Below are 12,490 nucleotides of genomic sequence, written 5' to 3'. Positions count from 1 at the left end.
CCGGCTACTCACGGCCCAGGCTGCGCACCTTGGCTGCGAGCTGCTTCTCCACATCGGGCGAGACGAACTTGTGGACCTCGCCGCCGAGCATGGCGATCTCGCGCACGAAGGTGCTCGAGATGAACTGGTACTTGTCGCTGGGCGTGAGGAATACGGTTTCGACGTCGGGCATCAGCGAGCGGTTCATGCCCGCGAGCTGGAATTCGTAGTCGAAGTCGGTCACGGCGCGCAGGCCGCGCACCATGGCCTTGCCGCCGCGCGCCACCACGAAGTCGCGCAGCAGGCCCGAGAAGCTCTCGACCGTGACCTGGTCGCTGTAGGGCTTCACGGCCTCGCGCGCCATCTCGATGCGCTCCTGCAGGCTGAACAGCGCCTTCTTGTGATGGCCCGCCGCCACCGCGACGATGACCTTGGAGAAGAGCTGGGTTGCACGCCGCACCACGTCCTCGTGGCCGAGGGTGATGGGATCGAAAGTGCCGGGATAAACCGCGATCACGTTGCTGGCCATGGTTGCTTCTTCCTCATGCAGCCGGTGCGGCTTGTTCGGCGGATTATGCAGTCCCGTTTGCGGCCTGCCGCAGCAAGTGAGCGTGCACCGCCCCTGCCTTGAGGTAACGAAAACCAACAAGGCCGAGCGCGGCCAGCTCCTCGTCGCTCCAGCGGCGCGGTGCCTCCAGGTAGACGGCGCCCCCGCTTTTCATGGCGCGCGCGGCGGCCCGCAGCGCGGGTTCGTAGAGGGCGATGCTCTCGAAAGGCGGATCGAGAAAGACCGCATCCAGGCTGCCCGCGGGCGCACGCTCGAGCGCGGTGAGCCCGCTGCCGCGCTCGATGCGCACGGCCTCGGCCGAGAGCTTGGCCTTGGCGGCCTGCAGCTGGGCCGCCAGCGCGGCGTCCTGCTCGCAGAGCAGCACGCTCGCGGCACCGCGCGACGCGGCCTCCAGGCCGAGCGCGCCGGTGCCCGCGAAGGCATCGATGCAATGCCAGCCCGGCAGTTCGCCGCCGCCGGCGCCCGCGATGCTCGCGAGCCAGTTGAACAGCGTCTCGCGCACGCGGTCGGGCGTGGGGCGCAGGCCCGGCTTGTCGGCCACCGGAAGGCGGCTGCGCTTCCATTGGCCGCCGATGATGCGCACTTCGTGCGGCAGCGATTTCGATCGCGGCGGTGGCGGTGGTGTCGAGGGGGAGCGCCTGGCGGCTGCGGCTTTCTTCTGGGGCATGCGGCAAGCTTAACGCCGCATCCGGGCTCAGGCCCCGAGCAAGGCCCGCCGCGCCAGCAACGCGGCAAGCAGCAGCATCGTGCCGCCGATCAGCGCGTCGAGCATCTGCCAGGCGCGCGGCCGCGCAAACACCGGCGCCAGCCAGCGCGCACCGAAGCCCAGCGCCGAGAACCACAGCGCGCTCGCGATCGCCGACCCGGCGACGAACCAGGCCTTGAGCGCGCCGCCGTACTGGGCGCCGGTGCTGCCCACGAGCAGCACGGTGTCGAGATAGACATGCGGGTTCAGCAGGGTGAAGCCCGCCGCCTGCGCCAGCACCGCGGTGCGCGAGAGCGACACGCCCTGCGCCTTTGCCTGCAGTGCGCCGGGCTGCCGGGCCCGCCACAGCGCGCGCAGCCCGTAGGCACCCAGGAACAGCGCACCGAGGCCGGCGAGGGCGGTGGCCACCGCCGGCCGCCCTTTCAGTGCCTGCGCCATGCCAGCCACGCCGGCGGTGATCAGGAGGGCATCGCTCGCCGCACAGAACAGCACCACGGCGCTCACATGCTCGCGCCGCAGCCCCTGGCGCAGCACATAGGCGTTCTGCGCGCCGATGGCGACGATGAGCACCAGGCTCATCAGGAACCCGTTGACGAATGCGGCAGAGATTTGTTCGATCACCATGGCGCCAGCTTGCCGCTTCGGCTGCATTAATTCAAACTAAACTTGCTAAGCCATATTCAGTTTTCCTAATTCACGCGAACCATGCTCGACTACGCCGCCCTCAATGCATTGGCCGCGGTGGTGCGCGAAGGCAGCTTCGAGCGCGCGGCCCGCGCCCTCCACGTCACGCCTTCGGCCGTCTCGCAGCGCGTGAAGCTGCTCGAGGAGCGCACGGGCGGCGCGCTGCTGGTGCGCGGCCAGCCCTGCATCGCGACGGAAGCCGGGCAGCAGCTGTGCCGGCACATCGAACGCGTGGGCATGCTGGAACACGAGCTGCGCGAGGCGCTGCCGGCACTCGGCATGGGCGGCCGAAGCGGCGAGGGAGCCGAGCGGGTCACGGTGCGCGTGGCGGTGAACGCCGACAGCCTGGCCAGCTGGTTCATGGCCGCTGCTGCAGCCTTTGCAAGGCAGGAAGAATCCGCCCTGCTCGACCTGACCGTGGACGACCAGGACCACACCGCCGAGCGCCTGCGCAGCGGCGCGGTGCTGGCGGCCGTCACCGCGCTCGCGCAACCGGTGGCCGGCTGCAACAGCGAAGCGCTGGGCGCCATGCACTACGTGGCCGCCGCAAGCCCGGAGTTCGTCGAGCGGTACTTCGCCAAGGGCGTGGGTGCGCGCACCCTGGCCCATGCGCCGAGCCTGGTGTTCGACCGCAAGGACCGGCTGCAGGCACGCTGGGTGCGGCGCATCTGCCACCGCAGCATCGAGACGCCGCGGCACTGGCTGCCATCGGCCCAGGGTTTCGTCGAAGCGGCGCGCGCCGGCATGGGCTGGGGGATGCTGCCGGCCAGCATGGCGGTCGACGCGATGCGCGCGGGAGCATTGGTGGAGCTGGTGCCTGGCTCGGCGCTGCAGGTGCCGCTCTACTGGCAGCAGGCGCGCGCCGCGCCGCAGCTGCTCGAGCGGCTCAAGGCCGCAGTGCGCGCGGCCGCCGCAAGCGGCGCGCACGCCCTGCGCTGAACAACGCGGCCCTATTTTCCGCCCACCACCACCGTCACCATGCGTTCGGGCTGCAGCTTGCGCGCGAAGGCAGCCCGGACGTCGGCCGCCGTGACCGCATCCATGCGCGCGGTCCAGGTGTCGAGATAGTCGAGCGGCAGGTCGTGCCAGGCGATGTTGGCCACATTGCCGATGAGCTTGCGGTTGCTGTCCAGCAGCAGCGGGAAGCCGCCGATCAGGTTGTCCTTGGCGGCCTTGAGTTCGGCGGCGGTCGGGCCTTCGGCCACGAACCTGGCGAGCACGTCGCGCGAGACCTTCACCGCTTCCTCGGCCTGATCGGGGCGCGTCTGGAAACCGACGCGGAAGGCGCCGGCGTCCAGCCCCGGCGCGAAGCCGCTGTAGACGCTGTAGGCCAGGCCGCGCTTCTCGCGCACTTCGTTGGTCAGCCGCGAGACAAAACCGCCGCCGCCCAGCACGTAGTTGCCGAGCGTGAGCGCGAAATGGTCCGGATCCTTGCGCGGATAGCCGGGCTGGCCGATCAGCACGTGGGCCTGGGCCGAAGCGAAGGGAATGCGCTCGTCCTTGGGCGCGGTGAGCGCGGCCACCGGCGCAATCGCCGGGAGCGGCGTGCACGCCTCGGGCCCCGGCAGCCGGGAGAGCAGCGCGGTGGCCATGGCCTCGGCCTCGGCGCGGGTCACGGCGCCCACGATGCTGAGCTTGGCCCGGCACGGCGCGATCAGCTCCTGGTAGCGCTGCCGCATGGCGGCGGTGTCGATGCGCGCGAGCGTGGCCTCGGTGACTTCCTGGCCGTAGGGATGGCCGCCGTAGACGGCCTTCGCGAAGGCGCGGCCTGCGATGGTTGCCGGCTTGGTGTTGGCTTCCTTCAGCGAGGCATTGATGCGCTCCCGCTCGCGCTGCCAGATGTCGTCGGGAAAGGCCGGCTCGCCGATCTCGCGCGAGGCCAGCGCCACCACCTTGGCGCGCAGCGCCGGGTCGGACAAGGTGCGCAGCGAGTAGCTGGCGCGGTCGGTGCCGGCGCTGGTGCCGAACTCGGCGCCCAGGTCGGCCCAGGCCTCGCCGAGCGCGTTCTCGTCGAGCGCCGGCTCGCCGTTCTTGCCGGCGCGCACGCCCTTCTCGACCATGGTCGCGGTCGCGCTGGCCAGGCCGGCTTGGCCGGCCGGATCGCGCCGGCTGCCGGCATCGAAATCGATCTGCACGTCGACGATAGGCAGCGCCTGGGTCGACACCAGGTAGATCTTGGCGCCGCTCGCGAGCGTCCAGTGCTCGATCGGCAGCGCGGCCTGTGCGGCGTTCAGGCCGGCGAAGGCCGTGGCGGCCGCGAACAGCGCGGAGCGCAGGATTTTTGTCATGGGGGTCATTGAAGAATCCGGGCCTTTCAGCGCAGTTCGCCCTGCGGGGCGGCAAAACCGCGGCCGCGCGGCCTGGCTTCGAGCGGCAAGGGGCGCAGCGTGGCCACTGTGAGCTGGTCGTCGCCGAAGTACTTGGCGGCCACGGCCTGCACCTGGGCCGGCGTCACGGCCTGCAGCTTCGCGACGATGCGCGCGCTGGTGTCCAGCGGCAGTCCCTGCACCCAGTTGCTGCCGAGCTCGCGGGCCTGCGCCATCACGGAGTCGCGCTTGTAGGTTTCGCTGGCCACCCACTGTGTCTTGACGCGCGCGAGTTCGGCTTCGCTCACGCCCTCCTTCGCGACGCGCGCCACCTGGGCGCGCAGCGCCGCCTCCACCGCTTCGGCGCTCTTGCCGTGGGCCGGCACGCCCACCAGCGTGAACAGCTGCGGCCCGCGGCCGGCCAGGCCCGAGTAGGCGCTGGCCGAATCGGCCACGCGGTCGGGGCCCTGGGTCAGCGCACGGTCGAGCCGCGCGCCCGTGTAGCCGTCGAGCACGGCCGACAGCACTTCGAGCGCCCACACGTCGCTGTCCGCGGCATCGATGCTTTCCAGCTGCGGAATGCGGAACGCGAGCGACACATAGGCCTGCTCGGCCGGCGCCTTGAACTCGATGCGGCGGATGCCGCGCTGCACGGGCTCGGTGCGCGGCTTGCGCGCAGGCACGGCGCGCGCGGGAATGCTGCCGTAGTACTTCTCGGCCAGCGCACGCACCTGGGCCACGTCGACATCGCCCACCACCACCACGGCGGCGTTGGCGGGCACGTACCAGTGGCGGAAGAAGGCGCGCGCGTCGTCGGGCGTCATCGCGTCGAGGTCGCTCATCCAGCCGACCACGGGGCGGTGGTAGGGCGAGGCCGTGAACACGGCCGCGTTCTGCTGCTCGCCGAGCAATGCGCGCGGCTGGTCTTCGGTGCGCAGGCGCCGTTCTTCCTTGACCACCTCGATCTCGCGCTTGAACTCGTCGTCGGACCACTGGTTGTTGGCGAAGCGGTCCGATTCGAGTTTCATGACCTGCTCCAGGCTGGCCACGGGAATCTGCTGGTAGTAGCCCGTGTAGTCGCGCGTGGTGAAGGCGTTCTCCTGGCCGCCCAGCGCCGCCACGCGGCGCGAGAACTCGCCGGGCTTGATGTCCTTGGTGCCCTTGAACATCATGTGTTCGAGCACGTGGGCCACGCCCGAGGTGCCGTCGACCTCGTCCACCGAGCCCACGCGCACCCAGAGCATCTGCACCGCGGTGGGCGCGCGCCGGTCGGGCTGCACCAGCAGCGTCATGCCGTTGGCCAGGGTGAATTGCCGGGGTGCGGATGCGGCCGCGGCGGCAGCGTCGGAGGGGGCGGCGGTGGGAACCGGTGTGGGCTGGGCCTGCGCAGGCATGGCCCACAGCGCGCAAAGCGCCATTGCCAGCACCGCACCGGACGCAGCACGGCGTGGCGAGGGGTGTTTCATAGAATGGGTCGGATTGTAAAAAGCTCCCGATGTTCAGTTTCTTCAAGAAAAAACCGCCTGCCGAATCCCCGGCCGCGCCGGCGCCCTCACCGGCCGCCGAGCCGGCCCCTGCGCCCGAACCCGCGCCTGCGCCCGCTGCCGCACCCGCGCGCTCGGTGTTCTCTCCGTCGAGCTGGTTCGGTTCGAAGCCTGCCGCGGAGGAAGCGGCGCCTCCGCCTGCAGCGCCCCCGGTGGCGCCTCGTCCGCCGCCACCCACGGTTGCGCCACCCGCCGCACCCGTGCCTGCACCTGCACCTGCACCTGCACCTGCACCTGCACCTGCACCTGCACCTGCACCTGCACCTGCGCCGGTGCCGGTGCCCGCTCCCGCTCCCGCCGTCCTCACCGAAGCCGCCATGCCCGCCGAGCGCAAGGGCTGGTTCGACAAGCTCAAGACCGGCCTGCGCAAGACCGGCACCGGCATCCAGGCCGTGTTCGTCAACGCGCAGATCGACGAAGCGCTGTACGAGGAGCTCGAATCGGCTCTGCTGATGGCCGACGCCGGCGTCAAGGCCACCGAATACCTGCTCGACGACCTGCGCGGCCGCGTCAAACGCCAGATGGCGACCGATGCGGCGCAAGTGAAGCGGCTGCTGGCCGATGCCATCACCGACCTGCTCCAGCCGCTCGAGAAGCCGCTGGTGATCGGCCAGTTCACGCCGACGGTGATCATGGTGGCGGGCGTCAACGGCGCCGGCAAGACCACCTCGATCGGCAAGCTCACCAAGCACCTGGCCAGCGAAGGCGCCTCGGTGCTGCTGGCCGCGGCCGACACCTTCCGCGCGGCGGCGCGCGAGCAGCTGCTGGTCTGGGCCGACCGCAACACGGTCGAGATCGTGAGCCAGGAAGGCGGCGACCCGTCGGCCGTGAGCTTCGACGCGGTCACGGCCGGCAAGGCGCGCGGCAAGGACGTGGTGCTGGTCGACACCGCCGGCCGGCTGCCGACGCAGCTGCACCTGATGGACGAGCTCAAGAAGATCAAGCGCGTCGTCACCAAGGCCGACGCCACCGCGCCGCACGAGGTGCTGCTGGTGATCGACGGCAACACCGGGCAGAACGCCCTGGCGCAGGTCCGGGCCTTCGACGAGACGCTGGGCCTCACCGGCCTGGTGGTGACCAAGCTCGACGGCACGGCCAAGGGCGGCGTGCTCTGCGCCATTGCGCGCGAGCGGCCGATCCCGGTCTACTTCATCGGCGTGGGCGAGAAGCTGGAAGACCTCGAGACCTTCAACGCGCGCGAGTTCGCGCTGGCGCTGCTGGGCTGACGCGCCGGCAGCGGCCGCCCGCCCTCAAAAACCGAAGAGCGAGCGGGTGTCGCAGAGAAAGCCGCTGCAGCTGGCAGGCTTGACGTAGAGCGTCCTGATCTGGCCGCTCGGCAGGCCGTAGTCGCCCACCAGCGCATTGCCCTTGGCGCCCTCGGCGTTCGCCTGCACGATGTAGTCCGCGCTGTTGGCCGCGGGCTGCAGGCTCTGGTAGCTGAACGTGGCCGCTTGCGACAGGTCTTTCTCGTAGAGCAGTTTCAGGCCGTCCGAGAAGACGTAGCCGGTCTTGAACCGGAAGCCCTGGGCGCCCTTCGCCTCGAACTGGGCCAGGAAGTCGGAGTCGCTGCCGGGCTGGTCCAGCGCTTCATAGCCGTAGGTGGCATTGCCTTGCGCGTCCTTTTGGAAGACCAGCACCGTGGCTCCGCCGATCATGTACGCGCCGCCGACGCTGTAGTAGCCGCTGCCGCCCTGCGCATTGATCAGCGACAGGTAGGCGGCGCTGTCGGCGGGTGCCGCCTGCACGGCATAGGTGTAGGTCGATGCCGAGCCGTTGTCCTTGCGGTAGAGCGTGCGGATCTGGCCGCCGACCACGTATGGCCCGCCCCACTTGAAACCCCGGGCGCCCTGGGCGTTGAGTTGGGCCTGCAGGTCCGCCGTGGAGCCGGTGTCCGGCAGCAGTTCGAAGGCGTAGGTGGTGCCGGCATCCTTCACGTAGGCCTCGACGACCTCCGTGCTGGTCGGGCTCGTGGGGAAGGCCAGGCCGCTGAAGAAGCGGAAGGCCCTGGCGCCCTGGGCATTGAGTTGGTCGAGAAACGCCGAAGCGTCGGCGGCGGGCGGCAGCGCCTCGTACATGAAGGTGCGGGTGGCCGGGGCGGGTGCCGGGGCCGGGGCCGGGGCGGGTGCCGGAGCGGGTGCCGGGGCCGGCGCGGGTGCAGGAGGCGGCGGAACCCCGTTGCCCCAGCCAACCGGCAGGCCACCACCGCCTCCTCCACCCCCGCCGCCGCATGCCGCGAGGGCCAGCATGGTGGTGGTTGCGATTGCTACCGCTGCAAACTTGAATCTCATTCGGAATCCTCCCTGATCGATGTGTGTGTGCGACCCAGGGAAGGTACGTCCGGGGGGCTGACGGCCACCAGTGCCGAAAGTCATGACATCGCCGGCTAACGCCCCGGCAATTACCAGCCACACATTCGAAAGTATTCGATTCCGGGCCGCTAAGCGCTTGCCGCTCGGGCCATCATCCGGAACAGCGAATCGGCGGCCACCGGCTTGAACAGCACCGGAATCCCGGATTCCCGCACGCGCTGCAGCCTGTCGGGAGAGGTTTCGCCGGTGATCAGCAGCAAGGGAATCGTGGGCCCGCCCTGCCGCCGGCCGCTCAGGCGCAGGCCCACATCCAGCCCATCGACGCCATCGGCCAGCCGGTAGTCGCACATCAGCAGGTCGAAAGGCCGCCTTTCGCTGCTCGCCTGCTGCAAGGCGGCGGCGGCGGCGGCTTCGTCCGCGACGGCGAGCGCGTCGATCGAATGCGAGCGCAGCAGGCCCGTCATGGCTTCGCGGATTTCGGATTCGTCGTCCAGCAGCAGCACCCGCGCGGGCAGTGCCGGGGCCGCTCGCCCGGGCCGTTTTTCCTGCCGCGGCGCCGCAGCCTCGGGCAGGAAAGGTCCGGCCAGCGCGCCCGCCTGCGGCGCGACGGCCGGCAGCACGACGCGGAAATGGGTGCCGCGACCGAGCCGCGAATGCATCTGCACCGGATGGCCCAGCAGGTGCGAGAGCCGCTGCACGATCGACAGGCCGATGCCCAGCCCGCGCGAGCGGTCGCGCCCCGGATTGTCGACCTGGTAGAACTCCTCGAAGATCCGGCTCGACTGCTCGGGCGCAATGCCGATGCCGGTGTCGCGCACCTCGATCCACACCAACTCCCCGCGCTCGCGGGCCGTCACCGTCACTCCGCCGCGCGCGGTGTACTTGAGGGCGTTGTCCAGCAGGTTGGACAGCATCCGGTGCAGCAGCTGGGGGTCGCTGCGCACCCACAGCCCGCTGGCGCGCACACGCAGCTGCAGCTGCTTTTGCTCGGCCTGGGCCGAGAAGGTGTGGTTGAGCGGCAGGAACAGGGCATCGAGCTGGACGGCCTGGCGCACGGGCGTGACCACGCCGGCGTCCAGCCGCGAGATGTCCAGCATGATGTCGAGCGAGGCGCCCAGGGCATTGACGGCGCGCATCAGGCGCTGCGCGTTGAGCTCCTCCGGACGGCCGCGCAACTCGTTCTCGAGCGCGGCGCCGAACAGCGCAATGGCATGCAGCGGCTGGCGCAGGTCATGGCTGGCGCTGGCCAGGAAGCGGGTCTTTTCCCGGCTGGCGCGCTCGGTGGCGGCAATCTGCTCTTCCAGCCGCACGGCCAGGGCTTCCTTCTCGAAGCGCAGGACCAGCGAATCCGCCAGCAGCCTGTGCTCCTGCACGCCGACGCGCAGCATGAGAAACAGGTAGATCGAGGCGAAGGCCGCGAGAAAGAGATGGATGGAGTCGCGCTGCCACGCCAGCGCAACGATCAGCCCGCCCATCATGGGCAGCGTGTGGCCGAACAGCGCTGCCTGGAGCGGCCGCAGCGACTGCACGGCCCGGGCGCAGTTGCCCATCATCACCACCATCAGCGCGGCAGTGACCGGCAGGTTGCCCGCGGGCACGAAGATCCACGGCGCCAGCGCATCGGCAAACCCGAGCAGGGTCACGATGCGGGTGATCCTGCGCGCCCACCAGGCGCTGTCCGCCGCCGGGACCGACGGATTCCAGCGCGGCGTGAAATACATGCACAGGTACAGCGTCAGGTGCAGCACGACGAAGGGCAGCACCATCGGGTCGCCCAGCTGCAGGTACATGAACGCACCGAGCACCAGCACGAAGACGACGCGGGCCAGGAAAGTGGCGTTGTAGTTGAAATAGACCGACGCCACGTGCTCGCGCAGCACGCGCTGGTTCAGCGGCGTGTCAGCCATGCGCGGCGGCTCAACGCAGGCTGCTGATCAGCTGCGCACGCGAACGCACGCCGAACAGCAGCAGGATGGTCGATACGTGGTTCTTCACCGTGCCTTCGCTCAGGTTCGCGAGCTGGGCGATCTCCTTGTTCGCCTTGCCGTCGAGCACCCATTGCAACACCTGCATCTGGCGCGGCGTGAGCTCCTGCCAGGCGCTGGCCCGGGCCGATTCGGCGTAGCCGCCGGGCGCCTTCGGCACGGCGGCGGAAGGGGAAGCTTCAGACGCGTCGGGCTCGAGCAGGCCGCAGGCGCGGATGAATCCCACCACCTCCTTCAGGTCCGCCGACTTCGGAAGAAAGGCGCTCGCGCCCAGCGCCACCGCGCCCTGCGCCAGCGAGGTGTTGCCGGTGCCCGACAGCACCACGATGCGGGCGGACGGGTGGCGCAGGCGGAATTCCGCGAGGCCGCTCAGGCCGTGGGTGTCGGGCAGCGCCAGATCCAGCAGCACAAGGCGGATCGACTCGCGGTGCCTGTCGTACAGCGCCAGCGCCTCGGCCGCACTGGCGGCCTCGAAGACCTCGATGCTCGCCCCGGAGGAAGCGGTCTGTGCCTCGATCAGCGCGCGCACGCCGAGCCGCAGCAGGTCGTGGTCGTCCACCACCAGGATCGCGCCGGGCGGGTGCGCCAGGATGCCGCCCTCCAGGGTCGGCGGCGGCGGTTTGGAGGAAGATTCGAGCGAAGGCACGCGGTCAATCTTAGCGACGCGCCCGGCGCGCAACAGTGCACTAAGTCATGGGGTAGCCGCCGTTCCGGGGCATCGCTTGCTCTTGTTTTAATAGCACTTGCCATCCCCTGCGCGCGGGAGCACCATGCGCTACCCGCCGCACCGAACGGCGTTTGGAGACAACAACCATGATGCACACCGCCGATGCCCCGCTGGCAGCGGGCGAGCGCAAGATCGACCGGCTGCTGGCCCACTATGGCGAAAGCCACCGCCACCCGGCCAACGAGCTGATTCACTTCGCCGCGATCCCGGCCATCATGCTGAGCCTGGTCGGCCTGCTGTTTGCGCTGCACCCGTGGGCCGCCTACCTCTTCGTGGCGGCCAGCCTGGTCTACTACGCCACATTGCGCTCCCCCGCGTTCCTGCTCACCATGCTGGCTGGCACGGCCCTGGTGCTGGCACTGGTCCATGCGATGGGGAGCCTTGTACTGCCGGTTTCCGCCGCCATCTTCGTGGTGGCCTGGATCTTCCAGTTCATCGGCCACAAGATCGAAGGCAGGAAACCTTCTTTCTTCGAAGACATCCAATATCTTTGGGTGGGGCCGCTGTTCGTACTTTCGAAGCTGTTTTTGCGCCTCGGTATCCGCTGGTGATTCCCCGGGTCGGACGCCGCCGCAGGCCGGATCGCCGTCCGGCTGACAGCTTTGGCTATCGGTGCGATAGAAACTTAGGGGGAACCCTTGGTTTAGCACTCCCTCTAATCGAGTGCTAATATGGCCAATACAAAGGAGTTTCCCCTGATGACCACGCTGTCTGGAGCCTCTGCCAACCAGCTCGCCGTCGCCAATCCATGGTCGATGGTGCCGCCGCTGGGCAACCTGGATGCTTATATTTCGGCCGCCAACCGCCTGCCGATGCTCACGCTCGAAGAAGAGCAGGGCTTCGCACGCCGCTTGCGCGACCACAACGACCTCGAAGCGGCCGGTGCGCTGATCCTCTCGCACCTGCGCCTCGTGGTGTCCATTTCGCGCCAATACCTGGGCTATGGCCTGCCTCACGGCGACCTGATCCAGGAAGGCAATGTCGGCCTCATGAAGGCCGTGAAGCGCTTCGACCCCGACCAGGGCGTGCGGCTCGTGAGCTACGCCATGCACTGGATCAAGGCCGAGATCCACGAGTACATCCTGAAGAACTGGCGCATGGTCAAGGTCGCGACGACCAAGGCCCAGCGCAAGCTGTTCTTCAACCTGCGCTCGATGAAGCAGGGCTTCAAGGCCGACTCGGCCGCGGCCGACAACGGCACGCACCGCGACACGCTGAGCCCCGACGAGGTGTCGCAGATGGCGACCCGGCTCAACGTCAAGCCTGAAGAAGTGCTGGAAATGGAAACCCGCCTGTCGGGCGGCGACGTGCTGCTCGATCCGGGTCCGTCGGACGACGGCGACGAGGCCTTTGGCCCGATTGCCTACTTGGCCGACGCCACGCAGGAGCCGACCGCCCTGCTCGAGTCGCAGCAGCGCGACCGGCTTTCGAGCGACGGCATCGCCACGGCGCTCGAAGCGCTGGACGAGCGCAGCCGCCGCATCGTCGAAGAGCGCTGGCTCAAGGTCAACGACGACGGTTCGGGCGGCATGACGCTGCACGACCTGGCGGCGGTGTACGGCGTGAGCGCCGAGCGCATTCGCCAGATCGAAGTCGCGGCCATGAAGAAGATGAAGAAGGCGCTGGCCGACTACGCCTGAGCCCCGTCGCCGCGTTTCACCCGAACAAGCCCGGCCGCGTGC

The 12,490-nt window shown here is 69.4% G+C and carries 12 protein-coding genes; 4 read left to right on the top strand and 8 right to left on the bottom strand.

Annotation, left to right across the window (positions count from 1 at the left end; all coding sequences use genetic code 11):
- Window positions 1-4 precede the first annotated feature (4 nt).
- Genes coaD through AC1DSC_RS23010 form a run of 3 tightly spaced genes read right to left on the bottom strand, consistent with a single transcriptional unit; the run spans window position 5 to window position 1,877 of the window.
- Window positions 5-508, bottom strand: coding sequence for a pantetheine-phosphate adenylyltransferase (coaD, locus tag AC1DSC_RS23020; protein ID WP_015867138.1), 504 nt, complete (start codon window positions 506-508; stop codon window positions 5-7).
- Window positions 509-551: 43 nt separating this feature from the next.
- Entirely contained in the window at window positions 552-1,214 is a 663-nt protein-coding gene (locus tag AC1DSC_RS23015; protein WP_015867139.1) for an RsmD family RNA methyltransferase, read from the bottom strand.
- Between the two features lie 27 nt (window positions 1,215-1,241).
- On the bottom strand, window positions 1,242-1,877 hold the full coding sequence (locus AC1DSC_RS23010) for a LysE/ArgO family amino acid transporter (RefSeq protein WP_015867140.1): 636 nt from the start codon (window positions 1,875-1,877) through the stop codon (window positions 1,242-1,244).
- 81 nt (window positions 1,878-1,958) lie between these two features.
- Between AC1DSC_RS23010 and AC1DSC_RS23005 the strand changes: the two genes are divergently transcribed.
- Complete coding sequence (locus AC1DSC_RS23005) at window positions 1,959-2,876, top strand: LysR family transcriptional regulator ArgP (protein ID WP_436287920.1); 918 nt, start codon at window positions 1,959-1,961, stop codon at window positions 2,874-2,876.
- 11 nt (window positions 2,877-2,887) lie between these two features.
- Here AC1DSC_RS23005 and AC1DSC_RS23000 read toward each other — a convergent pair whose 3' ends face one another.
- Both AC1DSC_RS23000 and AC1DSC_RS22995 read right to left on the bottom strand, forming a co-directional pair.
- Window positions 2,888-4,234 (bottom strand): M16 family metallopeptidase, encoded by a 1,347-nt coding sequence (locus AC1DSC_RS23000; RefSeq protein WP_436287921.1) that lies wholly within the window; start codon window positions 4,232-4,234, stop codon window positions 2,888-2,890.
- Between the two features lie 17 nt (window positions 4,235-4,251).
- Window positions 4,252-5,709 carry a M16 family metallopeptidase gene (locus tag AC1DSC_RS22995; protein ID WP_436287922.1) on the bottom strand — a complete coding sequence of 486 codons (1,458 nt, stop codon included), beginning with the start codon at window positions 5,707-5,709 and terminating at the stop codon, window positions 4,252-4,254.
- Between the two features lie 29 nt (window positions 5,710-5,738).
- On the opposite strand from AC1DSC_RS22995, the gene ftsY reads away from it, so the two are divergent.
- Window positions 5,739-7,013, top strand: a complete 1,275-nt coding sequence (gene ftsY, locus AC1DSC_RS22990) for a signal recognition particle-docking protein FtsY (protein WP_478131927.1) — start codon at window positions 5,739-5,741, stop codon at window positions 7,011-7,013.
- A 24-nt stretch (window positions 7,014-7,037) separates the two neighbouring features.
- Here the strand turns inward: ftsY and AC1DSC_RS22985 are convergent, their stop codons facing one another.
- From AC1DSC_RS22985 to AC1DSC_RS22975, 3 genes are all read right to left on the bottom strand, one after another.
- Entirely contained in the window at window positions 7,038-8,075 is a 1,038-nt protein-coding gene (locus tag AC1DSC_RS22985) for a hypothetical protein (RefSeq protein ID WP_436287924.1), read from the bottom strand.
- Between the two features lie 149 nt (window positions 8,076-8,224).
- Window positions 8,225-10,003 (bottom strand): hybrid sensor histidine kinase/response regulator, encoded by a 1,779-nt coding sequence (locus AC1DSC_RS22980; RefSeq protein WP_412511795.1) that lies wholly within the window; start codon window positions 10,001-10,003, stop codon window positions 8,225-8,227.
- Window positions 10,004-10,013: 10 nt separating this feature from the next.
- Window positions 10,014-10,727 carry a response regulator gene (locus AC1DSC_RS22975; RefSeq protein WP_412511796.1) on the bottom strand — a complete coding sequence of 238 codons (714 nt, stop codon included), beginning with the start codon at window positions 10,725-10,727 and terminating at the stop codon, window positions 10,014-10,016.
- A 167-nt stretch (window positions 10,728-10,894) separates the two neighbouring features.
- Between AC1DSC_RS22975 and AC1DSC_RS22970 the strand changes: the two genes are divergently transcribed.
- Complete coding sequence (locus tag AC1DSC_RS22970) at window positions 10,895-11,359, top strand: Mpo1 family 2-hydroxy fatty acid dioxygenase (RefSeq protein ID WP_018906716.1); 465 nt, start codon at window positions 10,895-10,897, stop codon at window positions 11,357-11,359.
- Between the two features lie 147 nt (window positions 11,360-11,506).
- Window positions 11,507-12,448, top strand: a complete 942-nt coding sequence (gene rpoH / locus AC1DSC_RS22965; RefSeq protein ID WP_018906715.1) for an RNA polymerase sigma factor RpoH — start codon at window positions 11,507-11,509, stop codon at window positions 12,446-12,448.
- Window positions 12,449-12,490: the final 42 nt, after the last annotated feature.

Source organism: Variovorax sp. 01N425 (genome assembly GCF_056399465.1).
Note: the sequence above shows the minus strand (reverse complement) of the source record. Positions and strands in the feature narration are given on the sequence as shown.